22 protein-coding genes are annotated in these 23,771 nt (G+C 46.7%); 13 read left to right on the top strand and 9 right to left on the bottom strand.

Going from position 1 to position 23,771, the window contains the following annotated elements; all coding sequences use genetic code 11:
• The first annotated feature begins 32 nt into the window (after nt 1–32).
• The 6 genes from ACE1TF_RS06325 (at nt 33) to ACE1TF_RS06300 (ending at nt 5,970) form a co-directional block, all read left to right on the top strand.
• Complete coding sequence (locus ACE1TF_RS06325; RefSeq protein ID WP_375015264.1) at nt 33–1,043, top strand: TauD/TfdA family dioxygenase; 1,011 nt, start codon at nt 33–35, stop codon at nt 1,041–1,043.
• On the top strand, nt 1,030–1,980 hold the full coding sequence (locus tag ACE1TF_RS06320) for a nucleoside recognition domain-containing protein (RefSeq protein ID WP_375015262.1): 951 nt from the start codon (nt 1,030–1,032) through the stop codon (nt 1,978–1,980). The genes ACE1TF_RS06325 and ACE1TF_RS06320 overlap by 14 nt, the downstream gene beginning before the upstream one ends.
• A gap of 79 nt (nt 1,981–2,059) precedes the next feature.
• Nucleotides 2,060–3,262 (top strand): Bcr/CflA family efflux MFS transporter, encoded by a 1,203-nt coding sequence (locus ACE1TF_RS06315; protein WP_375015260.1) that lies wholly within the window; start codon nt 2,060–2,062, stop codon nt 3,260–3,262.
• Nucleotides 3,259–3,645 (top strand): VOC family protein, encoded by a 387-nt coding sequence (locus tag ACE1TF_RS06310; protein ID WP_375015258.1) that lies wholly within the window; start codon nt 3,259–3,261, stop codon nt 3,643–3,645. Before ACE1TF_RS06315 ends, ACE1TF_RS06310 begins: the two co-directional genes overlap by 4 nt.
• 22 nt (nt 3,646–3,667) lie before the next feature.
• Nucleotides 3,668–5,059, top strand: a complete 1,392-nt coding sequence (locus ACE1TF_RS06305) for an MDR family MFS transporter (RefSeq protein WP_375015256.1) — start codon at nt 3,668–3,670, stop codon at nt 5,057–5,059.
• Nucleotides 5,056–5,970: a ketopantoate reductase family protein gene (locus ACE1TF_RS06300; RefSeq protein WP_375015254.1), complete on the top strand. Its 915-nt coding sequence runs from the start codon at nt 5,056–5,058 to the stop codon at nt 5,968–5,970. The genes ACE1TF_RS06305 and ACE1TF_RS06300 overlap by 4 nt, the downstream gene beginning before the upstream one ends.
• An 850-nt stretch (nt 5,971–6,820) precedes the next feature.
• Here the strand turns inward: ACE1TF_RS06300 and ACE1TF_RS06295 are convergent.
• From ACE1TF_RS06295 to ACE1TF_RS06280, 4 genes are read right to left on the bottom strand one after another with little or no spacing between them, the layout of a single operon-like run.
• The gene (locus tag ACE1TF_RS06295; protein WP_375015252.1) at nt 6,821–6,991 is read right to left on the bottom strand and encodes a hypothetical protein; all 171 of its coding nucleotides are present in this window, start codon (nt 6,989–6,991) and stop codon (nt 6,821–6,823) included.
• Between the two features lie 58 nt (nt 6,992–7,049).
• Entirely contained in the window at nt 7,050–7,721 is a 672-nt protein-coding gene (locus ACE1TF_RS06290) for a hypothetical protein (protein ID WP_375015250.1), read from the bottom strand.
• On the bottom strand, nt 7,714–8,592 hold the full coding sequence (locus ACE1TF_RS06285) for an ATP-binding cassette domain-containing protein (protein WP_375015248.1): 879 nt from the start codon (nt 8,590–8,592) through the stop codon (nt 7,714–7,716). The genes ACE1TF_RS06290 and ACE1TF_RS06285 overlap by 8 nt, the downstream gene beginning before the upstream one ends.
• A complete protein-coding gene (locus tag ACE1TF_RS06280) occupies nt 8,589–8,969 on the bottom strand; it encodes a GntR family transcriptional regulator (protein ID WP_375015246.1) in 381 nt (126 codons plus the stop codon). Before ACE1TF_RS06280 ends, ACE1TF_RS06285 begins: the two co-directional genes overlap by 4 nt.
• A gap of 195 nt (nt 8,970–9,164) precedes the next feature.
• Here ACE1TF_RS06280 and ACE1TF_RS06275 point away from each other — a divergent pair, with 195 nt between their 5' ends.
• Genes ACE1TF_RS06275 through ACE1TF_RS06260 form a run of 4 tightly spaced genes read left to right on the top strand, consistent with a single transcriptional unit; the run spans nt 9,165 to nt 14,521 of the window.
• Nucleotides 9,165–10,883, top strand: coding sequence for a PTS mannitol transporter subunit IIBC (locus ACE1TF_RS06275; RefSeq protein ID WP_375015244.1), 1,719 nt, complete (start codon nt 9,165–9,167; stop codon nt 10,881–10,883).
• A gap of 18 nt (nt 10,884–10,901) precedes the next feature.
• The gene (locus ACE1TF_RS06270) at nt 10,902–12,956 is read left to right on the top strand and encodes a BglG family transcription antiterminator (RefSeq protein WP_375015242.1); all 2,055 of its coding nucleotides are present in this window, start codon (nt 10,902–10,904) and stop codon (nt 12,954–12,956) included.
• On the top strand, nt 12,953–13,381 hold the full coding sequence (locus tag ACE1TF_RS06265; protein WP_042397249.1) for a PTS mannitol transporter subunit IIA: 429 nt from the start codon (nt 12,953–12,955) through the stop codon (nt 13,379–13,381). Before ACE1TF_RS06270 ends, ACE1TF_RS06265 begins: the two co-directional genes overlap by 4 nt.
• Nucleotides 13,382–14,521 carry a mannitol-1-phosphate 5-dehydrogenase gene (locus tag ACE1TF_RS06260; protein ID WP_375015239.1) on the top strand — a complete coding sequence of 380 codons (1,140 nt, stop codon included), beginning with the start codon at nt 13,382–13,384 and terminating at the stop codon, nt 14,519–14,521. It begins immediately after the preceding gene.
• A 964-nt stretch (nt 14,522–15,485) separates the two neighbouring features.
• On the opposite strand, the gene ACE1TF_RS06255 is transcribed toward ACE1TF_RS06260, so the two are convergent.
• The 4 genes from ACE1TF_RS06255 to ACE1TF_RS06240 all read right to left on the bottom strand — a co-directional run bounded on the left by ACE1TF_RS06255 (nt 15,486) and on the right by ACE1TF_RS06240 (nt 18,879).
• Nucleotides 15,486–16,646: a M20 metallopeptidase family protein gene (locus ACE1TF_RS06255; protein WP_375015237.1), complete on the bottom strand. Its 1,161-nt coding sequence runs from the start codon at nt 16,644–16,646 to the stop codon at nt 15,486–15,488.
• 504 nt (nt 16,647–17,150) lie between these two features.
• Complete coding sequence (locus ACE1TF_RS06250; protein ID WP_375015235.1) at nt 17,151–17,993, bottom strand: STAS domain-containing protein; 843 nt, start codon at nt 17,991–17,993, stop codon at nt 17,151–17,153.
• A gap of 410 nt (nt 17,994–18,403) precedes the next feature.
• Nucleotides 18,404–18,562 (bottom strand): hypothetical protein, encoded by a 159-nt coding sequence (locus ACE1TF_RS06245; RefSeq protein ID WP_193744632.1) that lies wholly within the window; start codon nt 18,560–18,562, stop codon nt 18,404–18,406.
• A 44-nt stretch (nt 18,563–18,606) separates the two neighbouring features.
• A complete protein-coding gene (locus tag ACE1TF_RS06240; protein WP_375015233.1) occupies nt 18,607–18,879 on the bottom strand; it encodes a hypothetical protein in 273 nt (90 codons plus the stop codon).
• 255 nt (nt 18,880–19,134) lie between these two features.
• Here ACE1TF_RS06240 and ACE1TF_RS06235 point away from each other — a divergent pair, with 255 nt between their 5' ends.
• Genes ACE1TF_RS06235 through ACE1TF_RS06225 form a run of 3 tightly spaced genes read left to right on the top strand, consistent with a single transcriptional unit; the run spans nt 19,135 to nt 22,335 of the window.
• Nucleotides 19,135–20,529, top strand: coding sequence for a circularly permuted type 2 ATP-grasp protein (locus tag ACE1TF_RS06235; protein ID WP_375015671.1), 1,395 nt, complete (start codon nt 19,135–19,137; stop codon nt 20,527–20,529).
• Nucleotides 20,530–21,453: an alpha-E domain-containing protein gene (locus ACE1TF_RS06230; RefSeq protein ID WP_042397258.1), complete on the top strand. Its 924-nt coding sequence runs from the start codon at nt 20,530–20,532 to the stop codon at nt 21,451–21,453.
• Nucleotides 21,454–21,483: 30 nt separating this feature from the next.
• Nucleotides 21,484–22,335 carry a transglutaminase family protein gene (locus ACE1TF_RS06225; RefSeq protein ID WP_375015230.1) on the top strand — a complete coding sequence of 284 codons (852 nt, stop codon included), beginning with the start codon at nt 21,484–21,486 and terminating at the stop codon, nt 22,333–22,335.
• A gap of 306 nt (nt 22,336–22,641) precedes the next feature.
• Here the strand turns inward: ACE1TF_RS06225 and ACE1TF_RS06220 are convergent, their stop codons facing one another.
• Complete coding sequence (locus ACE1TF_RS06220; RefSeq protein WP_375015228.1) at nt 22,642–23,763, bottom strand: Ger(x)C family spore germination protein; 1,122 nt, start codon at nt 23,761–23,763, stop codon at nt 22,642–22,644.
• Between the last annotated feature and the right edge of the window lie 8 nt (nt 23,764–23,771).

The following is a 23,771-nucleotide window of genomic DNA, read 5'->3' as shown; positions in this document are numbered from 1 at the left end:
TAAAAGATACAATAAGGAGTGTGCTTGCATCAATGACAACTTCAAACATGAAGATGAACGAGACAATAATTCAGTTAACAGAAACAGAAAGGCGCGGGATGGAACAGCTCATTGATCAACTCCCGCCAATCGATGTCCACCGTATTCCGGCCGACCATCTACGACACGTAATAAAAGTAGCAAACGATCAATTCCCTGCTTCTATTCGCGAGCGAATTCAACAATTCCAGAGAAATCCGAATCGAAAAGGGTTTATTAAGCTAACGAATGTCCCTGTGGACTCGAGTTTACCGCCCACACCAAAAGATGCCAAACCAACAACAGATAAGCATACATACCGAAGCGAATACACATTGCTCATGACGCTCATGCTGCTCGGAGATCCGATTATTTATACAGAAGAAAAAGACGGCATTCTCATCAACAACATCTGTCCAATTGAAACCGATGGCGACACGACGGAACACACAGGCTCTAAAAAGTTCTTTGATTTTCATACAGAGAATGCCTACCATCCGTTTCGTCCGGATTATTTAGGATTAGTCGGGTTGCGTAGCGATCATGACGGGTTGGCAGAAACACCGGTAGCTTCAATAATAGAAGCGATTCAGCATGTTCCAGAAACGGCAATCGCTATTTTAGAAGCGCCGTTATTTCGCATTCAGCCAACAAAGATGTTTGAGCAGCAACACATAAAAGCCCGCACACTCCCTGTTTTACGCGGGAGTCGAGAGGAGCCCGCCATGACGATCCATTTTTCATTAATGAAAGGGGTGAGTGAAGATGCGGAGTGGGCGCTCGAATGCTTGAAAAATGCGCTCAAGAAAGTGGTTGTGTCTCAAGTCATTCAACCAGGGGAGCTTGTGATTATGGATAACCGTGTCACGGTTCATGGACGGTCCACATTTCATCCGCGGTTTGATGGGAAAGACCGTTGGCTACAACGGATGTTTGTTATTGAGAACATCAAACCGATTCAACATCTACTCGTCGATTTTACATATACGTGCGCGCCATTAGGGGACTGGATTGAGCCGCGCTAAGATCGATGTTAAAAAAGGACTCGGCAAAGGTCTTCATTCTACGTGGAAACTCGGAAGGATTATTTTTCCGATTACGACGCTCATCGTCATTTTGCGGCATACACCCGTCATCGACCAGCTGTCGCAACTGTTAGCCCCGTTTACGAGGTTGTTTGGCCTGCCAGGTGAAGCGGCCATTGCCTTTGTGCTCGGCAACTTGCAGTTGTACGCAGGCATCGGTTCCATTTTAGCGATGGACTTGACGATGAAAGAAGTGTTCATCCTCGCAGTGATGCTTAGTTTCTCCCACAACCTCATATTAGAATCGGCGTTTCTAAAAGAGATTCGAGTGAGCATCTGGCTTGTCGTGACAGTTCGTCTCGGCATGGCGATGCTCTTTGGCATGCTTGTGAATCTTCTGTATCCAGACGGGGGAGAAGAGGCAGCTTACACGGTTGTAGAGCCTGCGATGAATCAAGATGCTTGGGGAAGCATTGTTTTAGAAGCGGTTGGAGCGGGTCTAGGCGCCGTGTTGCAATTGGCGATGATTGTCATCCCGCTTATGGTCGTCATTCAAGCTATCTATGATCTATCGTTGCTCGATTTCTTTACGAGATGGATGAAGCCTCTTCTTCAACCGTTAGGCATTTCACAAAGAGGTGCGATCGTCATAGGAAGTGGCATGATCTTTGGGTTGATCTACGGGGCAAGTGTGATCATTCAGGAAGCAAAGGAACAGAATTTCAGCAAACGAGAGCTCACTTTACTTATATTGTATCTTGCAATTTGTCATGCGGTCATTGAAGATACGATAATCTTTTTGCCACTCGGGGTAAACGTACTATGGTTGCTACTGTTTCGGTTTGTCGGTGCAGTTGTATTGCTGCTCGTTGTCGCCTGGTTGTGGAAGAGGCCGATGAAGAAAAGCTTAAATACGGAGCAACAAACGGTATCATGAAACGAAGAAACCTACTTCCCCTTTGCGCTATACATTGCTAAACTATAACAATAGAATACTTTGAAAGGTTCCACGATTTATGACAGCTTCCCCTACAGGCAGAGAGCGATTTGCTCTCGCCATGATGCTTAGCATGTTGACCGTGCTCGGGCCGCTCAACATTGATATGTATTTACCTGCATTTCCCGAGATTGCAAGTGATTTGTCAACCTCACAATCACTCGTGCAAGCTAGTTTAACCGCTTGTTTATTAGGTCTTGCCGCAGGACAACTCGTCATTGGACCGATTAGTGATGCGAGAGGGCGCCGCGGCCCGCTCATGATTTCAGTTTCACTATTCGTGCTCGCTTCAGTTGTTTGTGCGCTTGCACCAAACATTACAACGCTCATTATCGGCAGGTTCTTGCAAGGGTTTACCGCAGCTGCAGGACTCGTCGTTTCCCGTGCCGTCGTCCGGGATGTGTTTGATGGAAAAGAGTTAACGAAATTTTTTGCACTGTTAATGGTCATTAATGCCGTTGCGCCAATCGTTGCCCCGCTTGCTGGTGGTGCTATTCTGATCATTCCTGGCATGGAATGGGATGGGATATTCTATACACTTGCCGCGATGGGTCTACTCGTCGTGCTCATCGTGTTCTTCCGCTTAAAAGAGACGTTGCCTGCGGAGCGTCGGTCTCCAGGATCGTTAAAGCATACGCTCGCCACGTTTTATGACTTAATGCGGACGCGAACGTTTATGGGGTTTGCCCTCGCCCTTGGTTTTGCTCACGGAGGCAGTTTTGCGTATGTGGCAGGCACGCCATTCGTTTACCAAAGCATTTATGAAGTGAGTCCGCAAATGTTTAGTGTACTCTTTGGCATTAACGGCCTCGCAATGGTGATTGGTTCTCATGTGATCGGGCGCTATAGCGGCGTTGTGCGCGAACAGACGTTGCTTTATACGGCGCTTATCATCGGCGTTGCTGCTACGAGTGTACTGCTCGTCATGACGATCATTGAAGGGCCGCTGTTTATGATTGTCGTACCGATCTTTATTTACATGACCGGCATGGGGATGATTTTAACGAGCTCATTCACACTTGCCATTGAAAAAGAAGGGCACCGGGCAGGCAGTGCGAGTGCGCTGCTTGGCGTATTTCCACTCCTCATTGGTGCCGCGGTTGCCCCGCTTGTTGGGATGAGTGAAACGTCTGCCATCCCGATGGGCTTTATACTGTTTGCCACATCCGCATTGGCATTTTTATCATACGTAGTACTCATTCAAAGGAGCGATCAACGATGATTCGTAAAATGGAACATGTAGCAATAATCGTCAACGATATGGACACGTCAATCGGCTATTATGAAGACCTCTTTGGTTTTGTGCTCCGCCTTCGAGGGTCGAACGACATTCGAGAAATGGCATTTCTTTACTTGCCAGACACACCTGATGTAGAAATTGAACTCATTCGTGACTTAAACCCGACTGAGACGTATGCCGAGGTGAGTGTCGTCAATCACTTAGCCTTCACTGTCGACAACATCGAAGAAACGATCACCGCCTTTCAAGATAAAGGCATCGCTTTCTTGAGTGAAGAAACGAAACCGACGTTAGACGGTGGAAAGATGATTTTGTTTAAAGGACCGAGTGGTGAAATGTTACAGCTTGTCGAACGTGGGAAGTAGGAGTTGAAAGGGTGAGGTGCCGATGACGACGTACACAAAAGGAAAACGACGATTGCTCGTCGGCATCTTACTATCCGCATCATTTATTTCCGTACTTAATCAATTTTTACTCATCACCGCTTTTCCGCAAATCATGAGTGACTTTGAGATTAACGCAACAGAAGTGCAATGGCTAACGACCGTGTTTATGCTCGCCATTGCGATCCTCGTGCCAATTACCGCGTACCTCATTGACCGTTTCACTTCACGAGCGCTGCTTCTGGCAGCGGTCTTTAGTTTTTTCATCGGCACACTTGTTGCCGCGCTCGCGCCAAACTTTGGTACGCTTCTCGTCGGAAGGATTCTTCAAGGCGCCGGTTCAGGCATGATGATGCCGCTTATGCAAACCGTGCTATTGCTCGTGTATCCCCGAGAACAACGGGGGTTTGCGATGGGTCTTGTAGGTCTTGTCATCAACGTGGCGCCTGCGATCGGTCCGGTCATCTCCGGTCTCTTAGTCGACAGCTTTAGTTGGCGCGCGGTGTTTTACGTGACGCTTCCGGCGGTCTTATTATTAATGGGTTTCATCTATCGATACATGGAGAACGTTACCGAACAGCGCCCAGCGAAAATCGATGTGCTATCCGTGCTCCTTTCCAGCGTCGCGTTTGGCGGGATTTTGTACGGGTTTAACAGTACAGGGTCAAGTACGACCGCCATGCTCATGATCGGCATCGGTAGTGTCGCACTTCTCCTCTTTATTTTCAGACAGTTACGTTTGGAAAAGCCGATGTTGGAGTTGCGCACGTTCAAACGTCCGTTGTTTGCACTTGTCATCGTCATTACGGCCCTGTCATTTAGTTTGCTTATTGCCGTCGAGACGATTTTGCCGATGTTTGTGCAAAATGTACAGTTGTACTCGGCGTTTGACTCTGGCCTCATTATCTTTCCAGGGGCGATGACGCTCGCGGTGATGAGCCTCGTGGCCGGCAAATGGTTTGATCGGTACGGCGGTTTATGGCTCGCGCTCATCGGCTTTATTTTGCTCAGCTCAACGACGCTCACGTATTACGTCGTGTTGTCAACCGACACGGGAATCCCAATCACCGCCGTGCTTTTCATGTTCTTTATGGCAGGCATTGCGATGATTAACATGCCGCTCACGACCGCGGCCCTCAACGCGTTGCCGAATGAACTCATCTCTCACGGGACGGCGATCACGAACACTGCCCGGCAATTCGGCGGTTCGATTGGGCTCGTGTTTATCATTTCGTTCATTACGAGAGCCGCACCAGAAGCCGGTGGCGAGAACCCGTTAACGTTTTTAGAAGGTGTGCAGTCGGCGTTTTTCGCATCGTTTCTGTTTGCTGCTGTAGGTCTCGTGCTTACGCTCGGCTTGTTTAAAATCAAAGAAAGAAAAGGGGGGACTGCATGATGAATATTGCACTCGTCGGGGTTGGTGCCGTTGGCGCCGTGTATGCACGTCTTTTGCACGACAATCCCGATGTTCAGTTGTATTGCGTGATGGATGCTGTGCGCAAAACCCGAGCAGAAGAAGAAGGCATCTATGTAAACGGCGAGCGCGTGCCGCTCACGTTTGCGACACCAAAAGAGGTGGACGTGCCTATCGATGTAATTATATTCACAGTGAAGAACCCGCAAATGCAGGCAGCAGTGACGTTTGTTGAGCCACTTGTAGGTGAGGACACCGCGTTATTATCGCTACTCAATGGCATTGATAGCGAAGCGGTCATTGCCGCCCAATACGAAGAGTCCCGCGTGTTGTACGGTCTCGCCAACGGAATCGATGCGTTGAAAAAGGAGAACAAAATATCGTACACCCATCCGGGCATCCTTTATTTCGGTGAGCGTGATAATCGTGCACTGAGCACCCGTGTCGAGCGACTGGCACACGTCTTTTCCGAGTCAAACATCCCGCATGCTGTCCCTGAAAATATGGAATATCAGTTGTGGCATAAGTTTATGGTAAATGCGGGAGTGAACCCGGTCACGGCGATTATGGGAGCATCGCACGGGGCACTTCGTGATTCGATGGACTTGTTGCACGTCACAAAAAGCGCCATGCGAGAAATCGTCCTCGTCGCGCAAGCAGCGGGCATTCCCCTAGCGGTGGAAGAAATTGATACGTTCTTCACGGATGTGTGGACGCAAGTCGGCGCCGACGGGAAGACATCTATGCTCCAAGACATCGAAGCCGGGCGCACGACCGAAAATGAGTACTTCGGAAAGCGTGCCGCCGAGCTCGGCAAGAAATACAACGTTGCTACGCCGGTAAATGACATGCTCTATCATTTAGTGAGGGCGATGGAACACCCGACCGATTAAACATGAGGCCATTGAAAAAGGGGAATTGTAAACGTTAAATGGGTTGGATCAGATGATTCGTGTTAACGAGTGGTGTAGGCGGAGAGAAGCTTTTACTTAGATACTCCTATGAATATTACCCGGCTATGGTAGAATTTTCTTCAATTTGGGAGCACATTCAGCTAAAATCGCACCGTTGCTTAGCCTATGGTAGAATTTTCACCCTGCGCCCTGGTCAGTGCCCAGTCCTGAGTAATGGGGAGGCGCTGAAAAATAGAAATTGAAGAACGCATAACGGTGTGTCGTTTGTTATCAATAGAAAATCCCACGTAGACTCTGTCTTTGATGGGATTTTCTTAAATAGAGGAACCCTTTTTAGCGTGAATCCCCACATAGAAAGGCTATATCCCCACATATCACGGTTCTATGTGGGGATAATTTACGATTGCAACGCTCCATCTGTTGAAATCCCCACACGGATTTCAACAGATGGATTGTGTTAACGAGTAAGTTTATGAGTGATTCACTATTTTTCCAGCGCCCTCCGGAACATAATAACGTCGGCTCTCCTTTTCGTTCCGGAGAGCCCCTCTAGCCGGAACAAAATTCCGGGGGTACTCTGTTTTGTTCCGGAGAGTCCTCTGAAAATTCTTTTTCCAGCGCCCTAACTAAACATCGATCGGTTTATTTTCGGTTTTGTGCGAGAGAGTAATCTGTTCTCAAGTTGAATGAATCTGTACCCTAGTTTCAGTGAAAACGAGAATTTAAACGGTATTTTAGCGAAATAGGTAACAGTTACACCTTAACTCGGGGACAGATTGGACCCCGTATGGGCCGAAGCTAAACCCCCTGCCGCATGACGGCAGGGGGTTTAGTCGCGCTTCTCTGAATCGAGTCGAGAGAGGATTTCTACGTTTTGATCGATAATGTCCGTATTTTGTTTTTGCATAATGTGAGTGTTCTGTGCGATGAGCTTGTTGTTTTGTCCGATTACAACTGCCAATTGACAGACAATCACGATTAATAAGAGTAGTGCTAGCATGTTCTTCACCTATCTGTACGAATGATTTCCGTCCACTAGTGTAACATGCAAGCGGCCTCTATGGTTTCACTTCTATCCGCATTGTCATCTTTTTAAGGATAAAGATGACGATAGCTATAGCAATGATGCAATAGATCGCTGTGGCCAGTAGGGTACTCATCAGATGATCTCCGACAATTCCAATGTAAACAGCAATGATGATGTTAATTGAACCAAACAGCCAATGTCGATAAAAGCCAGCGCTAATGAACCAGCCGAGGAAGAAGAACAGGTTGAGCAAGAGAAGCAGGCGGAGCCACGCCAAGTTTCCGTAGTCCGCAGCCACCCCTCCGTCAATGATACGTACGGATAAGTTTTCCTCGAGATTGAACCAAGAAATGAAGCCATTAGACAAGAGGGAGAATAACAAAACGACGGCTGTCATCAAAACCGCTACACTCATTCCAGTGAATACCTTGCCATAGAAGTAGTCACGACGGGTAATGCCGTTGGAGACGTATTGAGTGACGTAGCCGCCCATGGAAAGAGTACCGAGAACGAGCATGAAAATTGTCGCCGACGATAATCCACCTTCCAGAAACGTCCACGTCATTTCGTCGTTTAATGCAATCATGAACGTGTTAGAAATGATGAACAAGAACATCAATATCCCGACAAACCACGCACTCCACGTCACATAATCACGAAGACTGTTTCGGTATACGAGACCGAGCTTGCTATGATTACTCATGATGGTCCACCTCCGTTAAATGAATAAACAGTTCCTGCAACGATAACGTGCCGATCTCCAGGCCGTGCGAGCGCGCTAACCGCTCATCCTTTTCCACGAGCTCCCCATAAACCATCACACTTTTCGTGCCACCGAGTGATTCGGTTTTGAGGACGCGTTTGTTTTCAGCCAATTGATCCACCACCTCGGCATCACCTGTTAATCGGTAGCCACGCTCCAATACTTCTTCCTTTCCTTCGTGGAGGAGCAGTTCGCCTTCATGAATGATGGCCACTTCTTCAAACAACCCATCCATTTCAGAAATCAGGTGGGTGCTTAAGATGATGAGGCGCGGGTGCTCAACGAAGTCTCGGAGCACTTCTTCGTAGAAGATCTCTCTGGCTGGTGCGTCCATCCCTAAATAGGCTTCATCGAAGAGCGTCACAGGTGCGCGGCTCGCCAGGCCGATAATGACGTGCAGGGCGGATTGCATACCCCGAGACAACTTAGAGACCTTTGAATCTTGGGGCAGCTTGAACCGCTTCGCGAGTTCATCGGCGTACGCCCGGTCAAAGTTCGGGCGCAACTGTTGAGCGGTATCAATCCAGCGGCTCACTTTCTCGGTTTCATACTCGACATTCCGCTCGCGGACGAAAATGATTTGTTCCATTGCTTTCGGGTTTTCAAACACATCTTCCCCATTTAAAAGAAACTGACCGTTTGTTGCTGGGCGGAAAGCGGCAAGAATGGATAAAAGGCTCGTTTTTCCTGCGCCGTTTCGACCAAGCAAGCCGACGATCTTATTACCTTCTAACGTAAAGTTAATATTTTGCACAATCTGCTTATTTTTCTTTCGAAGCGAAATGGCTTCGGCTTTTACTTGAATGGTCATTTTGCGTCTCCTCTCTTTTTCATGCTGTCGATCATCTGCTGCACGTCATCAACAGAAAGGCCAAGGCGGTTGGCTTCCTGTAGCATGCGTGCCACGTAGTCTTCTTGAAATACTTGTTTTCGTTCATTGAGCAGTGTTGCTTTTGCTCCTTTTGCAACGAACATACCGACCCCTCGCTTTTTGTATAAGATTCTCGCGTCTACAAGCTCGTTTAATCCTTTTAGAACCGTAGCCGGGTTAATTTTGTAGTAGGCAACCAATTGATTTGTAGAAGGGGCTTGCGATTCTTCTAGCAAGCGGCCATCAACGATTTCATCTTCAATCATTTCTCGGATCTGTTGGAAAATCGGACGTTTGTCATCCAATGTTGGGCGCAAATGAAGTTCACCACCTTTATGGTTAAATGGTTAGTTGGTTATGTAACTAACCATATAGCACGCCGAGGTATTTGTCAACGCCGATCTTCAATTTTGTCGCGACAGAAACGACAGAATTGCGTTTTCCTTTTGTTGTAGCAACGGTTTTGGCGTCTTACACTATACATAACAAAAAAGATTAAGGGGGTATTTTATATGGCTGAAAAGAAGAGTGTACGCGCGCGAATTCAGCGATTTGGTAGTAACCTAAGCAGCATGATCATGCCGAACATCGGCGCATTCATTGCGTGGGGGATTATTACCGCCATCGCGATGAGCTTACCCGAAACATCGGATGTTCACCTGTTTTTGGAAGCTTTCGTTGACCCGATGGTCATCTACTTATTGCCACTGCTCATCGCATTTGCCGGTGGTCGGATGTTACATGATTTTCGTGGAGGTGTCGTTGGCGCCACCGCAGCGATGGGTGTCATTGTCGCTGCAGACATCCCGATGTTTATCGGTGCAATGATTATGGGACCTCTCGGTGGTTATGCGATTAAGAAATTTGACCAATGGATGGATGGAAAAATCCCGTCAGGTTTTGAGATGCTCATTAATAACTTCTCTGCCGGAATTATCGGCGCTGTCTTTGCGATTCTTGGTTCTCTAGCGATTAGCCCTCTCGTCGTAGGGTTTACCGCAGCGCTTGGTGCCGGTGTTGATGCGATGATTGGAATTGGAGCGTTGCCGCTCGTCTCCGTCTTCATCGAGCCTGCTAAAATCCTCTTTTTGAATAACGCGATTAACCACGGCATCATTACGCCGATCGCTTCTAGTCAAATTTCAGAGTTCGGCGAATCGATGCTCCTCATGCTCGAAGCGAACCCAGGTCCAGGTATTGGAATTCTCCTTGCGTTCATGATCTTCGGTAAAGGCGCGGCCCGGGCATCTTCTTACGGTGCAGGGATTATTCACTTCTTCGGGGGGATTCACGAAATTTACTTCCCGTACGTGTTGATGAAGCCACAACTCATCATTGCCCTCATTGCAGGGGGGATGAGCGGTGTGTTTATTGTCCAGTTGCTTGAAGTCGGGCTTACAGGTGTACCCGCACCGGGAAGCATCTTTATGATCCTCGGGTTTGCTGCAAGTGGCAGCACATTAGGCGCATTGCTTGCTGTACTCGTCGCCGCCGGTGTCACATTCGCGATTGCTGCACCGATTCTTAAGTTCGACCGAAAAGGTGAAGAAGAGAACCTTGACGAGGCGAAAGAAAAAATGGCTGCGATGAAGGGAAATGCGAAGGCATCGTCTGATGGAACGAGCAAAAGTTATGCGGATGTTTCAACGATTATCTTTGCTTGCGACGCAGGTATGGGGTCGAGTGCAATGGGTGCATCGGTCATGAAAGATCGTGTGAAAAAGGCAGGCATCGAAGGGGTGGATGTGACGAATACGTCGATTAGCAACATTCCGACCGAAGCAGATCTTGTGATCACGCACAAAGATTTAACGACTCGTGCGAAGGAGCAACATCCAGATGCGATTCACGTATCGGTCGATAACTTTATGAACAGCCCACGTTATCAAGAAGTTATTGATGGCTTGCAAACGGGTAAAACTAATGACGAACAACACGTTACCGCAAAGATCGAAAAAGTTATTTTTGCTTGTGACGCGGGGATGGGCTCGAGTGCGATGGGTGCATCAATGCTCAAAGACAAGTTCAAAAAGGCAGGAATTGAAGGCGTTGACGTCTCGAATACGGCGGTGAGTGCAATTCCTGATGATGTAGACCTTGTGATCACGCATAAAGATTTGACTGCTCGGGCGAAAGAGAAGCAGCCGGACGCTGAGCACATTTCCGTTGATAATTTCTTAAATAGCCCAAAATACAATGACCTTGTGGAGCGTTTGAAAAACCAATCCTAGTATTCGGAGGTGATCTTCATGCACATGACGGCACGAGAACGTATTCTGCTCACGACACTTGTGACTGCAGGAGAACCGGTCGGTTTGTCACGATTGGCTGAAGATGCCTCGGTTAGCCTTCGAACGATTCAGAGGGATTTGAAGGCGTTGGAGCGGACCGTCCAACCTTTTGGCTTGACGTTGATTCGCAATCGGAACCGCACGGTTTTCTTACAAGGAGATTTGGAAGCTTTACGCACTTACCTTGAGTCGGTGTCTTCGGCAGAATTTACGTCACAAGAGCGGCAAGGGGTGTTGCTCGTTCAGTTGCTTGCCGCCGGGGAACCGGTGAAGTTGTTCACGCTATCGCACCATCTTGGGGTGACGGCGTCGACGGTGAGCAGTGACTTGGATAAAACTGCGGAATGGTTGAACGGGTACGGATTGTCGCTCATTCGTCGCCGTGGATATGGCATTGAGGTGGAAGGGTCGGAAACGAACAAGCGGCGGGCACTGAGTGGCATTTTATCGAGCCGCTTGACGGAAGAGACGTTGTTTGCGGCGGTTCACGATGAACAGATGGAAGAAAAGGTGACGGAACGACTGCTTCATGTGGTCGATATAGGCCGGGTAAAGCGAGTGCTAGGGGCGGTAAGAAGTGTCAAAGCTGAGCACTTCCCGCATATGGTTGACCAGTCACTCATTGCCCTCGTCGTCCATACGACGCTTGCAATCGAACGGCTCGGCATGGGAGAAGCGATTCAAATGGATACCGACCAATTGGAAGCGCTCGAGCAAACCGACGAGTACGTCCATGCATATGAGCTCGGTTTAGCTCTCCAAGATGAGTTTGATATATCCCTTCCTCGAGAAGAGTTTGGCTACCTCGTCATGCATTTACGAGGAGCAAGGGTAGGGGGCATGCCGGATCAACCGTTTGAGGAGTCGAACGGTGAGCTTATTTCCCGGATTAAACGGCTCATCTCCGGAGTGGAAGATGCGCTTGGCGTGCAGTTCCATGAACATGTCCTCCTGCAAGATTTGTTGGCGCACTTGAAGCCTGCACTGTATCGGATCCGCCAACATATGAAGATTACGAATCCGTTGCTCGAACGACTTCGAGGGGATTATACCGATTTATTTCAGGCTGTTGATCAGGAAGCGAACCGTGTATTTGCCCCTCTTCGCATTCCAGATGAGGAAATTGGGTTTCTTGTGTTGCATTTTGGCTCGGTATTAGAGCGTAGAAAACGGTGGCAAGAGTTGTCAGCGCTCGTCATATGTCCGAGTGGCATCGGGTCGGCGAAGATGCTCGCTAGCCGTTTGCAACAGGAGTTCCCGGAAATCACAAAGATCGAAAATGCTTCGATGTTTGATTTGAACGAAGGGACGGGAAAGGTGTATGACTTGATCATTTCCACTGTCAATATGGAAATGAATAATGAGCAAGTGTTTCATGTAAGTCCTGTGCTTACAGAAAATGAAGTGCAAACCATTCGTCACTACATTGACGATACGTTGTTAACGGTCGGTCGTGATGTGCGCAAACCGCAACCAAAGGGGAATGTTCCATTCGCCCGGTATGCAGATTTGGCGACAGCGATGTTTCATGTGACCGGGTCGTTTACAATTTTTCAGGCAATAGACGTAGAGACGGGGCTTCGGCAAAGCGCGGAACAATTGGAGCATGAAGGAAGTATCGCTAATGCCGTACGTTGGGTGGAAGCGCTCAATGCTCGAGAGTCGAAAGGCGGATTGGCGATCCCTGGCACGGGCCTTGCTCTCTACCATGCAAGAGACGAGACGGTGCTTCGTCCCTTCCTTCAAGCGTTTGACTTGGAACGGGAGGCGTCGCTACGATCGATGGGGGAGGAAGAAGAGCGGGTCAACCGTGTGTACATCATGGCCGCCCCGTTACACATGTCACAGTCCGACCTTCGGTTTATGAGTTTCTTGAGTACACTGTTCATCGACTCACCAGAACAAACCGAACACCTAAGAATCGGCTCACAATTCGAATTAAAAAAATGGCTAGAAGAGGCATGTCGAGAGTATTTAGCCGACGCCATTGCAAAAGGAGACGAATCACCATGATCTTAAAAAAAGAAAACATTCAACTAAACGCAACAGCTGCAACACGCGAAGAAGCGATCACTGGAGCAGGAGACGTTCTTGTACGTGAAGGTTATGTAACCGAAAGTTATATTGAGAAGATGCATGCCCGTGAGGAGATTACATCAACGTATATGGGGAATTTGCTTGCCATTCCTCACGGCACGGAAGATTCTCGCGATGAAGTCCAACAGTCTGGGCTTTCCGTATTGCTCTTGAATGACCCAATTGATTGGGACGGTAACACCGCGCAACTCGTGATTGGCATTGCCGGTAAGGACGGAGAACATTTGGATATTCTCTCTAAGATTGCCATTGCATGTTCTGAAGAAGAGAATGTACATCGATTGTTGCAATCCGAAACAGCCGAAGATGTACTCGAGTTCTTTTCGCAGGTGAATGAGTAAATGCAAGCCGTTCATTTTGGTGCAGGGAATATAGGAAGAGGGTTTATCGGAGCCGTACTCAGTGATGCAGGATATCAGGTGACGTTTGTTGATGTGAATGATGAAGTGATCTCTGCTTTAAAAGAGCGGGGCAGGTACACCGTCCGAATTGCATCTGCCGTTGATGAATCTTTTGACGTTCAAGGTGTAACAGGGCTGAATAGCCGTGATGAGCAAGAGCAAGTGATTCGAGCGATCGCTAATGCACAAATCATTACGACAGCTGTTGGGCCAAACATTCTCCCTCACATCGCGCCTTTAATTGCTAAAGGGCTTGGTCAAAGAGACGGACACACGCCAGTGAACATCATCGCCTGTGAAAATGCGATCCGCGCGACATCGACGTTAAAAGGGCATGTGGTTGAGTATTTGTCCGAAGGGGAGCGGCGTACACTTGAAGGCACTGTCGGATTTCTAGATGCTGCCGTTGACCGGATTGTTCCTAATGTACAACAAAAAGATGCGCTGGCTGTCACGGTTGAACCGTTTTTTGAATGGGTCGTTGAAGACCGCGCGCTCGTTGGAGATGACGTTGAACTCGGTGAAGCAATACTCGTCCCAGATCTCGACTCATACATTGACCGAAAACTTTTCACCGTTAATACGGGGCATGCGGTTGCCGCGTATGCAGGATTTCACGCTGGCAAAGAACGGATTCTCGATGCGCTTCAAGTCGAAGCGATTGAAGCGAACGTGCGAGCAGCTTTGCATGAGACCGCCCAAGTTCTCGTTAAAGACTATGGGTTCGAGAAAGAAGCCCATATGCAGTACGTCGAGCGGATCATTGAAAGATTCAAAAATCCATTTTTGGAAGACACAGTAGCTCGTGTCGGCAGAGGGCCGATCCGTAAATTAGGTAGCGATGATCGACTTGTAAAACCTGCCCGTGTATTAGCTGAGAAAGGCGAAGTGCCACATCAATTAATTGCCTCGATTTGTCAGGCACTTTTCTTCAGAGCTGAGGGCGATGCGGAAAGTGAAGAACTCGAGCAGCTCGTGCAACAATACGGTGCGTATGAGGCTTTTCTTCAAGTATCAGGCTTAGACGGTGAACACCCACTAGCTGCCTTGGTGAGAGAGCGTTTAGAACAAGAAAAGTAGATGATAAAGGCCCATTCTGAAACAGAGTGGGTCTTTTTTCTTTCTAGCTAATATGCTGTGTTCTTCGTTCGAATGATGATAATCTCTATATCCAAGAAATCAAAATTACACAACCCGGTACGTTCGCTATTGCATTGAGCTGAGAGAGCTATGCTAGCGGAAACTTCCGACATCCAAGTATGGGGAGAAGTGAGATTTTGCTCACATAAACGTCTGGCTCTATAGTATTTGGGAATAATTAGGAGGTTATTGATCTATATAACCCCCGAAACGATCTATATAGGATCAACTTAATATTTTCTTGATTTGTACTGTTGGGTGCAAGGGGTAGCGCGGTGCTGGATGTCATTTTGCGCGCTAGTTTACACTTTCTACGCGCAAGTTTGCCTAGTTTAACAATCTTGGGCGTTCCTGCCGCTAAGCTCCTGCGCAGTTTGTTACAACCGGAGCGCAGATTCCAGGCTGAAGTGCCAACGACACATCGGCCCCAGCGAAACCGTACGCGGTTCGGCGCGGCTCGCGCCGACAGGATGCTGGGTACTTTGGGTCGGCGGGTGTACACATGATCCGGGGATCTGTTCCATAGTTTATGAGAATATATCGCTTTTCCTACGGATTTCCCCAACTAGAGCACAGTTGCCACTTTATGAAGCTTCCCATTGGTTCTTGAAGAACTTCTTTCCTTCAACTTATATAGATCGCGCCAGAAAGAGCTAGCAACCATCGGCACCGGAGATAGACCGAACGGTCGTCTGAACATTTCATGCCGACGTCTCCCCATATTGTGTATATAGCAATACTGCGAATTCAACGATTCCTTCTATCTTTATGCCAATTATCGTTACGGAAATTTTACTTGGGTAACTAGCGGTCACCATGTGGAAATATGTAAGTAGAAATCGAGAGAAAAGGTGGCAATTTTATTGAAAGAATCGCCACCTTTAGTATACGCGGTGTTGCGGATTTATTTCCGCAAATAGTGACTGACAAGTTGCAAGAACATCTCACCAATGCTCTCTAATACGCGTTCATCAAAATCGAATCGGGGGTGGTGATGTGGATACTGTGTGTATTCTTCGTCCGTGCGACTACCGACGTGGAAGAAGTTTCCAGGTTTGTGCTCTAGATAATAGGCGAAGTCTTCGCCACCGAGAATTGGGGGCCCGCTAATGACAGACGTTTCACCGAACAACTCTTTTGCGATGCTTCCGACGAGGGCTGTTTCTGACTCATGGTTAACGAGAGTCGGGTAGCCGTTAATGTAATCAACCGTGCAAGAAACGTGTGTACTCGCCTCTGTGCCTTGAATGATTGCGCGAATTTCTTCTTCGATCGCAGTTCGTGTTTCTGGTTTGAATGTACGGACTGTCCCTTCAATGACAGCGGAGTCAGCTATTACGTTAAAGGCTTTTCCTGCTTGGAATACACCGACAGTGACGACCGCGTTATCCATTGGGTCCACGCGTCTTGCGACAATTTGTTGCAGGTCGGTTACAAGTTTGGAGCCTGCAACGATGGAATCGACAGTTGTCTGTGGCTTCGCGCCGTGCCCGCCTCGACCTTGGAGATGAATCTTGAAACGGTCCACCGCAGCCATCACTGGTCCCGAGCGTACATTAACGGTGCCAAGTGGCATTTCAGATGCGATGTGGGCGCCATATATAACATCTACGTCTTCGAGACATCCGTCTTGAATCATTTCAATAGCACCGCCAGGAGGTAATTCTTCGGCATGTTGGAAAATGAACACGAGTGTGCCGGATAGTTCTTCTTTTTGGTCAGCAAGCACTGTCGCTACGCCAAGCAGTGCGGCGGTATGACCATCATGCCCGCACGCATGCATCACCCCAGGGGTTTTGGAGCGATACGTTGTGGCGTTCTCTTCGTCAATGGGCAATGCATCAAAGTCTGCACGAAGTGCGAGTGTCGGACCGGCAGATGCGCCGTAGAGCTTGGCAACGACGCCGCGGCCACCGACGTTTCGGGTTACTTCTAAGCCGAGCTCTTCTAATTTGTCAGCAATCCATGCGGGTGTATTCACTTCCTCAAAACTAAGTTCAGGGTGCATATGTAAGTGTCTGCGCCAATCGACAATGGTCGGGTACAACGACTGGAGAGTAGTCATAAGGGAATCCACCTTTCTTTTTATACTAGTCTACTATAATTGAAGGAATAGTTCGAATAAAAGAGGGGGGGTTGGGGTAACTTCTTCTTAGTTTAATGAGGCATCTGAAAAAGGAAAAGGGCGATATTGATCCCTTGTTACACGGTTTTCGCCAAGAAAATTATGAACAGGGGGATCAATATGGCCGAAGTATATTCTACATTATACTTGGAGAAATTTAAATACGAGTGAATGGATATATAATGAGGCGCTGTAATATTGTAGAGCCATTAAATGAATGATCTGTTTCCAAAGACAGTCGATTGGAATCAGATCTACTAAAAATGAGCAGTCGGTGTAGTTCTGGTTCCAATCTATGAGTGTCTGCTTCCAAACCAGAGAATATGGAAGCAGATGAGCGGGATTTTACATCAAGGCTTTCAGGGAGGGCCCGTTCTTACTAAAGTAAGATGGCAATTCTAAATCCGAGAAAGTAAAGAGAGACCTTTTTTCAGCGACTCATGCTTACGATTGTGGGCCAACTTTCGTAATCTCGAAACCTAAGCGAGGAAGGGCACTCTCTAGTCGACTCACATAGTCAACATCAAGTTTGTTTAAAAGTTCAATCGTCGTGCTGTCTTTGGCTAGAGACACAGGAATGCCAGACAAAATGACCCGGACGCCCATTAACCGCAACGCTGATACGAGCCGTTTCAACAAGTCTACTGAACTTTGCTCCGTGTGAAGCATTTCTGAGAGGTCAATGACGAAATGGTGAATCCGCTTTTCAGATGCATAGTGTAGCGTATCTTCCATAATCTTGTTCGCACGTCGATCATTAATGTTTCCTTGGAGAGCAAGAATGGCTAACTCCGGTGTGAGTGGCATAATGGGAACGCTAATGAGCTCTAAGTCGTGGATTGTCTCATCAAGTTCTATCATGTAAGACAATACGTAAGCAAACGATTCGACGAAGGCGACCTGATCATCAGTAAACGTCTTCTCTTCAGGATCCATAATGCAAAGCGTTCCAAACGGCACCCCGTTCATGCGTTGGATCGTGACGCCCAAAAATGTTTTCACTTGTAGCTGTTCGGTGATGGGACGATTTTTCGTTTCAGGATCGGTCATCAGATTTTTAAATGATTGTGTGCCTGACGAGCTCTCGTGTACATATCGGCAATTGGAATCATCGTAACTCACCTGCATGGATGGTGTCACAATGGTCCGGTCTTCATTGCGGGCATTAATGACAGTCATCACCTTCTCGTCTCGTCGAGCAATATATACAGTGTTGACATATAACTCTTTTGTAAGAATCGCAAAAAGTTTGTTGGAAGTGTCGAGAAGAGATTGGTGTTTAGTCATAGCTTTCTCCTTATCGATAAATAATTAATAAAAGAATTCCAATACGGCTATTAAAAAGACTGCGTCGTTTAGCTCATAATAGGTTGATAGTTTGATCATATCAAGATCGAAAAAATAAAGAAAGTAGGTTATGAAACCGGTTTAGGCCTAATGGTGGAAATTTGTCTCGAGAGAGCTCCATTTATGGCAGATCCGAAGTAGATCCCAGCTACCACCATAATCACTCCTCTAGGTGCGACAAAAAGGTGCCTTCATTTTGTGCTATATCATAAATCAAGCATTCGTGTTTAAATGCTTACCAATTCTACGTCGTGAATGATGACTTTGATAATCGGCAACGCTAAACCTATTGTAGGTCATCTCATCAAAAAAGAACAAGAGTACGGGTCTCTTGTTCTATCGGCTTGCCTCTATTCGCCGTCTTCTTTGCTTAAATATTCGTTATGCTCTTCCCCATCACCGGACGTATGATTTTTAAACTGGCTTAGTCTTCCGTTACGATGCTCCCCGTGGTTTTTCGTTTCTCTGAACTGATGGTCGTGCTTTTGTTCTTTATTATTTTTAGACATAAGTTCAACTCCTTATGTCTTTATTATGCATAAAAAAAAGAGGGCTATGCAGCTCTCCGAAGTTTCAAATAATAAATACCGATCATTGCTGATGAAGCAATCGCTGTAAATGGCAACATTGATGCGGCAAAGACGATAGGTGTCGACGCTTCATGTACGAAAGGTTGGCTCATAAAGAATACCGGCAAACCAACGAGCGTAGGAAGTAACACATAATAAACATGCGGATCAGTGTTTCTCGAAATAAGCATATGGGTCATTGGAAAGATCATGCACATATACGCAATAAAAATTAGCGACACAAGTAACAGATCCATCGGTACACCACCCGTTCTGTAAACGTTTTACTAAGCGTTACCCTCACCACCGTAATCAAAAACATTTTCGAATGTAATTGATTCAAAGGTACCCATATTATTACACAGATGTGCAGGGTTTATTCATAATTCAGTTTGTAATTGTTTCAATTGTCAAAAATCAGGGAAATGACGAAAGAGGAAATAAAAATAAGGGGTGAATGATTGAGCGTGAAGAAATTACTGCCGTATAACACAGATGCATATTTTGATGAAATGTTCACGTCACAAGGTGAAGTGAAGTCCCACTACCGTTTGTTGCATCGAACAATTGATTCGTTTGAATCAGCAGAGCTTCAACTCAAACACGAGCAAGCACAAGCCTCTTTCTTGCGACAAGGTATCACATTTACAGTTTATAAAGATAACGCAGGCACAGAACGAACGATGCCGTTTGATTTTATTCCGATAATCATTTCCAGTGAGGAATGGCAAGAGATCGAGCGGGGCGTAAAGCAACGGTTAAAGGCGCTAAATGCTTTTCTTGATGACATATACAGCGAGCAAAAGATTCTTCATGACGAAGTGATTCCGAAGAATTTGGTGTATGACAATCCATACTATTTGAAAGAGTTGAAAGAAACGTCATTCCCACTAGGGAACCATTTATTTTTATCAGGCATTGATCTCATTCGTGATGAGCACGGGGAATATCGTGTTCTTGAAGATAATTTACGAAATCCGAGTGGGTTAAGTTACATGTTTCAAAACCGATATGTAATGAGACAAGTGTATCCAGAGTTCTTTAAGCAACACGCGTTATACACATTAGAAGAACAAATGGATGATATGCGCAAAGCTTTAATGGAGTATAGTACGAACGGTTCAGCGTCAACGGCTGTTCTGCTTACACCGGGGGTATTTAACTCTGCGTATTATGATCATGTCTTTTTGGCTCAACAAATGGGCATACAATTAGTAGAAAGTCCAGATTTGGTCGTGAAAGATGACCATGTGTTCATGCGAACGATTTATGGCCTTAAGCAAGTGGATGTTATTTATCGCCGCATTGATGATGAATATTTGGACCCCGCCCATTTTAGACCTGATTCATTACTCGGGGTTGAAGGATTATATCGCGCATTTTCACAAGGGAACGTTGCGATTGTAAATGCATTAGGAAACGGTGTCGCGGATGACAAGGCAATGTATGCATACGTTCCGGATATGATTCAATACTATTTAAATGAAGAGCCAATCTTGCGAAATGTGGACACGTACTCGTTACGAAAGCCAGAACATCGAGATTGGGTGCTGGAACGGTTAGATGAGCTCGTCGTCAAAAATGTAGGTGCTTCTGGAGGCTACGACATGTTAATTGGACCTCATTCTACAAACGAGAAGATCAATAAGTTCCGAGAGAAAATCATTTCTGAGCCGCACCAATATATCGCTCAACCGACGATAAAACTAAGTCGTGCGCCAGCTTTTCAAGGCAATGAGTTCTACCCATGCCACGTTGATTTACGGGTGTATGCGATGAGTGGAAAAGACATTCAAGTCATACCTGGAGGATTGTCACGAGTGGCATTGAAAAAAGGTTCACTCGTTGTGAATTCCTCTCAAGGCGGTGGAGGCAAGGACACTTGGGTGCTAAAGGAGGAAGTATAGATGCTCATACGCGTTGCGGATGCGTTGTACTGGATGTCAAGAAATATAGAGCGGGCTGAGAAAACAGCTGGGCTCTTGTCGGTGCAACTCGTGCAAGTTCTCGAAACATCTGAAGATGATCTACTCGTCCAACAAGAATTTGATACTGCGTTGAATATTGCAGCCTCTTCTGGTGAAGCTGAGAAGATTAGAAAAAACGGAAACATTGCCATGTACCAAGTGTTGGAGTATCTACTATTTGAACAAGACAATCCGAATGCCGTCCTTAATTGTGTGCGTACCGCCAGAGAGAATGCACGAAGTGTAAGGGACCACATTAACCACGATTTGTGGCAAGTGATTAATGTTTTCTATTTGGATGTGAAGTTTGCCAAGTTCGAAGACTTTACCGATTACCAGATGCAGAATTTGCTTCGACGTGTAAAAATGACTTCTTTATCGGTACAAGGGGTCATTGAATCGACGACGATGCGGGGCATGCCTTATCAGATGATGAAGGTGGGCAAGTGGATGGAGCGAGCGGAGTATACGCAGCGGACGTTGCAAGCGATAAGCGAGCGACTGGAAGGCGATCCTAGCTCAATCCGTTATTATATGCGGCAAGCATTGCAACTCGTAAACGGGACCGAAGCTTTTATGACGCAAAAGAATCCGACAATGGATCCTAAACCGATTCTTTCATTTATTATCGGGCATTCAGATTTCCCAGGTTCCATTCATTACTGTGTGAGACGTGCGAACAAAGCGATTGAAAAAATGCAGGGGCCGCAAGGATCCAACTATACTCAGTTTCTTTTTCAAGAGATTAATGTCATTATAGAACGTGTAGAGCAGTTAGCGTTTGAGGATATTGATCTAACCGAAGAGATTGACCAATTGAAAACCTATTACACCCCTCTTCAAGTGGGTGAATACAATAGGTAACAATCGATTACGGGATGAGGAGTGCTTGTTGTGAAATACGAAATTGTGCACCTAAACCGCTTTGATTATGATACGCAGGTAGACCAAAGTATGAACACGATCCGATTGATGCCGAAAACGGACGAGTGTCAGCGGCTGCTTGCGTATCATACAGAAATCACACCGCACTCGCTTACCGCACAGCATACAGATTTATGGGGGAACTTGGTCGAGACGTTTTATATTGCGGAAACACATACGCATTTAGAAGTGAAAACAACATCTACAGTAAGCATCCAAAGAAGCCCTTTTGTCGACCAGTTGACGTATTCAGGAGCAATGCAAAATATTTTTAATTCTCAGCTCTTTCGAGCGCAATATTTGCCGTTCCTCAGCCAAACAAACTATACGTATGTGACGATGGAGCAAGTACAACAGGTATGGAACGAGATTGGAAACATCCCGAATCCGGTTCAATTTGCGAAATCACTTATGGAATACCTATACAACCAGTTCACGTATGACCCGACAACGACAGATGTGAACACTGTCGCCAAAGATGCCATCGAACTGAAATCTGGGGTGTGTCAAGACATTGCCCACGTCATGATTGGCGTACTTCGAGCACAAGGCATTCCGGCACGGTATTTAAGTGGCTATCTCTACGTCGGAGAAGATTCAGCACTCGTCGGGGATGCAGCCAGTCACGCATGGATCGAATTTATGGCACCAGGCATCGGATGGGTTGGTCTCGATCCGACGAATAACGTAGAAGCACTAGAAAATCATATCCGTGTCGGGGTTGGACGCGACTACGCAGACGTGAGTCCAGTCCAAGGCGTGTATCGAGGTGGAAATCAGAACCTTGATGTGAGCGTGTCTGTCACATTGTTAGAATCTTAATGTCATGTCAAAAAGGCGGAAGTAAAGGCACGCGCCTTTACTTCCGTCTTTTTTGGTGTGGCTGGAATTTCGATGATGGAAATCTGCCTAAAGCGCTGTTAAATACGTTCGTTGTTGGGGAGTGCATTGTTTCGACATGGAAGTGCACGCTTTCGACACGGGAGTGCACGGTTTCGACAAGAAAGTGCACAGATTCGACAAAGAACCGCACACTTTCGACATGAGAGCGCACATTTCCGACAAAGAAATGCACCCAAACGACACAACCACGCACCTTTGCTGTAATGAAATAACAAGTAATTACCCCTATTGATAGTCTCCTTCGGTTTGAATGCGCACGTCAATGTTTACATTTTGCAGGGCGTCCTCTTCAAGGTTTTGCAACTGCTCGACGCTCCACAAGCCTGGGTGAAAGCGAAATGGTTTTTCGGTTAGGTGCAAGATGTCTGCCCCCATTTCTACACCGTAAGTAAACGTTCTTCTTATATCTTCTTCAATGGTATCTTCTAGCATTTTTTGAATGTCTCGAAGTGGTTTTTCATCCGGGTTCGCAAATACGTCAGCATTTGCTGTAATAGTAACGGCAAATGCTGGAGTGTCTTCATTTGCTAAGATCTCCACCTTGCTTGTCGGGTCTTGGATGGCGGCAGAAATACGATCATCCGGCAACACGACGTGCAATAACCGCGTCTCTGCCTCGAACCAGTCTATCCCTTTTAATTGCTCCCAACTTAAAAAACCTTTGCACTCTTGACCGGCAATGAAATAGCCACCGTCAACGGCGAGTGCGTCATTGGGTTGATTTTCATCTCGCCATGTCTCGCTATCTATATTAATGGACGGAATGAGCACGGTACTCGTCGGCTCATAATAATATTGCACGAGCTCTTGCAATGTCGTTACCGAGATAAACGAGTTGTTGTTCAGCATTTCTTCAGGGTCGAATGTGAATGTGTAGATCGGTGCACGATCAAAAAAACTATTGTTCGCCATTGTATCCTCAACCGAAGCGTTGGAAGCGAATAGCCACGTATTGTACCGAACCGATGGCCAACGACCGAGAAAATCAATCACGACATTTAAGTGTTCTTTCTCAAGCGCGTTCGGTGATAGGTAAACGGTGTTGATATGACTATAACTAATTGGAGTGGCGGCGGCGCGTTCAATTTCTCCGACGATCCATTCTAGTGTATAGCCGCTTGCTTGGGCGATCGCAATTTCAGACTTTCCTTCACCAAGGCCAGGGGCTTCCGATTTGGCTACAGTACTATAGTTGAGAAACTCATAATAGAGAACGTATTCATCGTCCTCATAATCAATGCCAATCGCTGTGACATACGATTGGTGTTGAATTTCTTTTGCCCCCCAACAGCTCGTAAGTAAAAGACAGGCGAGTAAGCAAATGGTTAGTTTTGTGAAGAACTTCATAGATCACC

Origin of the sequence: Geomicrobium sp. JSM 1781026 (assembly GCF_041949955.1) — a bacterium.
In the GTDB taxonomy this organism is placed as follows: Bacteria; Bacillota; Bacilli; order Bacillales; family Marinococcaceae; genus Geomicrobium_A.
Note: the sequence above shows the minus strand (reverse complement) of the source record. Positions and strands in the feature narration are given on the sequence as shown.

What these genes read in the sequence shown, in the direction of transcription:
- ACE1TF_RS06305 (WP_375015256.1), top strand. Translation starts at nt 3,668, where the DNA reads ATGACGACGTACACAAAAGGAAAACGACGATTGCTCGTCGGCATCTTA.
- ACE1TF_RS06290 (WP_375015250.1), bottom strand. Translation starts at nt 7,721, where the DNA reads ATGAGTAATCATAGCAAGCTCGGTCTCGTATACCGAAACAGTCTTCGT.
- ACE1TF_RS06265 (WP_042397249.1), top strand. Translation starts at nt 12,953, where the DNA reads ATGATCTTAAAAAAAGAAAACATTCAACTAAACGCAACAGCTGCAACA.
- ACE1TF_RS06250 (WP_375015235.1), bottom strand. Translation starts at nt 17,993, where the DNA reads ATGACTAAACACCAATCTCTTCTCGACACTTCCAACAAACTTTTTGCG.
- ACE1TF_RS06255 (WP_375015237.1), bottom strand. Translation starts at nt 16,646, where the DNA reads ATGACTACTCTCCAGTCGTTGTACCCGACCATTGTCGATTGGCGCAGA.
- ACE1TF_RS06220 (WP_375015228.1), bottom strand. Translation starts at nt 23,763, where the DNA reads ATGAAGTTCTTCACAAAACTAACCATTTGCTTACTCGCCTGTCTTTTA.
- ACE1TF_RS06300 (WP_375015254.1), top strand. Translation starts at nt 5,056, where the DNA reads ATGATGAATATTGCACTCGTCGGGGTTGGTGCCGTTGGCGCCGTGTAT.
- ACE1TF_RS06285 (WP_375015248.1), bottom strand. Translation starts at nt 8,592, where the DNA reads ATGACCATTCAAGTAAAAGCCGAAGCCATTTCGCTTCGAAAGAAAAAT.
- ACE1TF_RS06275 (WP_375015244.1), top strand. Translation starts at nt 9,165, where the DNA reads ATGGCTGAAAAGAAGAGTGTACGCGCGCGAATTCAGCGATTTGGTAGT.
- ACE1TF_RS06260 (WP_375015239.1), top strand. Translation starts at nt 13,382, where the DNA reads ATGCAAGCCGTTCATTTTGGTGCAGGGAATATAGGAAGAGGGTTTATC.
- ACE1TF_RS06295 (WP_375015252.1), bottom strand. Translation starts at nt 6,991, where the DNA reads ATGCTAGCACTACTCTTATTAATCGTGATTGTCTGTCAATTGGCAGTT.
- ACE1TF_RS06245 (WP_193744632.1), bottom strand. Translation starts at nt 18,562, where the DNA reads ATGTCTAAAAATAATAAAGAACAAAAGCACGACCATCAGTTCAGAGAA.
- ACE1TF_RS06240 (WP_375015233.1), bottom strand. Translation starts at nt 18,879, where the DNA reads ATGGATCTGTTACTTGTGTCGCTAATTTTTATTGCGTATATGTGCATG.
- ACE1TF_RS06230 (WP_042397258.1), top strand. Translation starts at nt 20,530, where the DNA reads ATGCTCATACGCGTTGCGGATGCGTTGTACTGGATGTCAAGAAATATA.
- ACE1TF_RS06315 (WP_375015260.1), top strand. Translation starts at nt 2,060, where the DNA reads ATGACAGCTTCCCCTACAGGCAGAGAGCGATTTGCTCTCGCCATGATG.
- ACE1TF_RS06310 (WP_375015258.1), top strand. Translation starts at nt 3,259, where the DNA reads ATGATTCGTAAAATGGAACATGTAGCAATAATCGTCAACGATATGGAC.
- ACE1TF_RS06235 (WP_375015671.1), top strand. Translation starts at nt 19,135, where the DNA reads ATGTTCACGTCACAAGGTGAAGTGAAGTCCCACTACCGTTTGTTGCAT.
- ACE1TF_RS06325 (WP_375015264.1), top strand. Translation starts at nt 33, where the DNA reads ATGACAACTTCAAACATGAAGATGAACGAGACAATAATTCAGTTAACA.
- ACE1TF_RS06270 (WP_375015242.1), top strand. Translation starts at nt 10,902, where the DNA reads ATGCACATGACGGCACGAGAACGTATTCTGCTCACGACACTTGTGACT.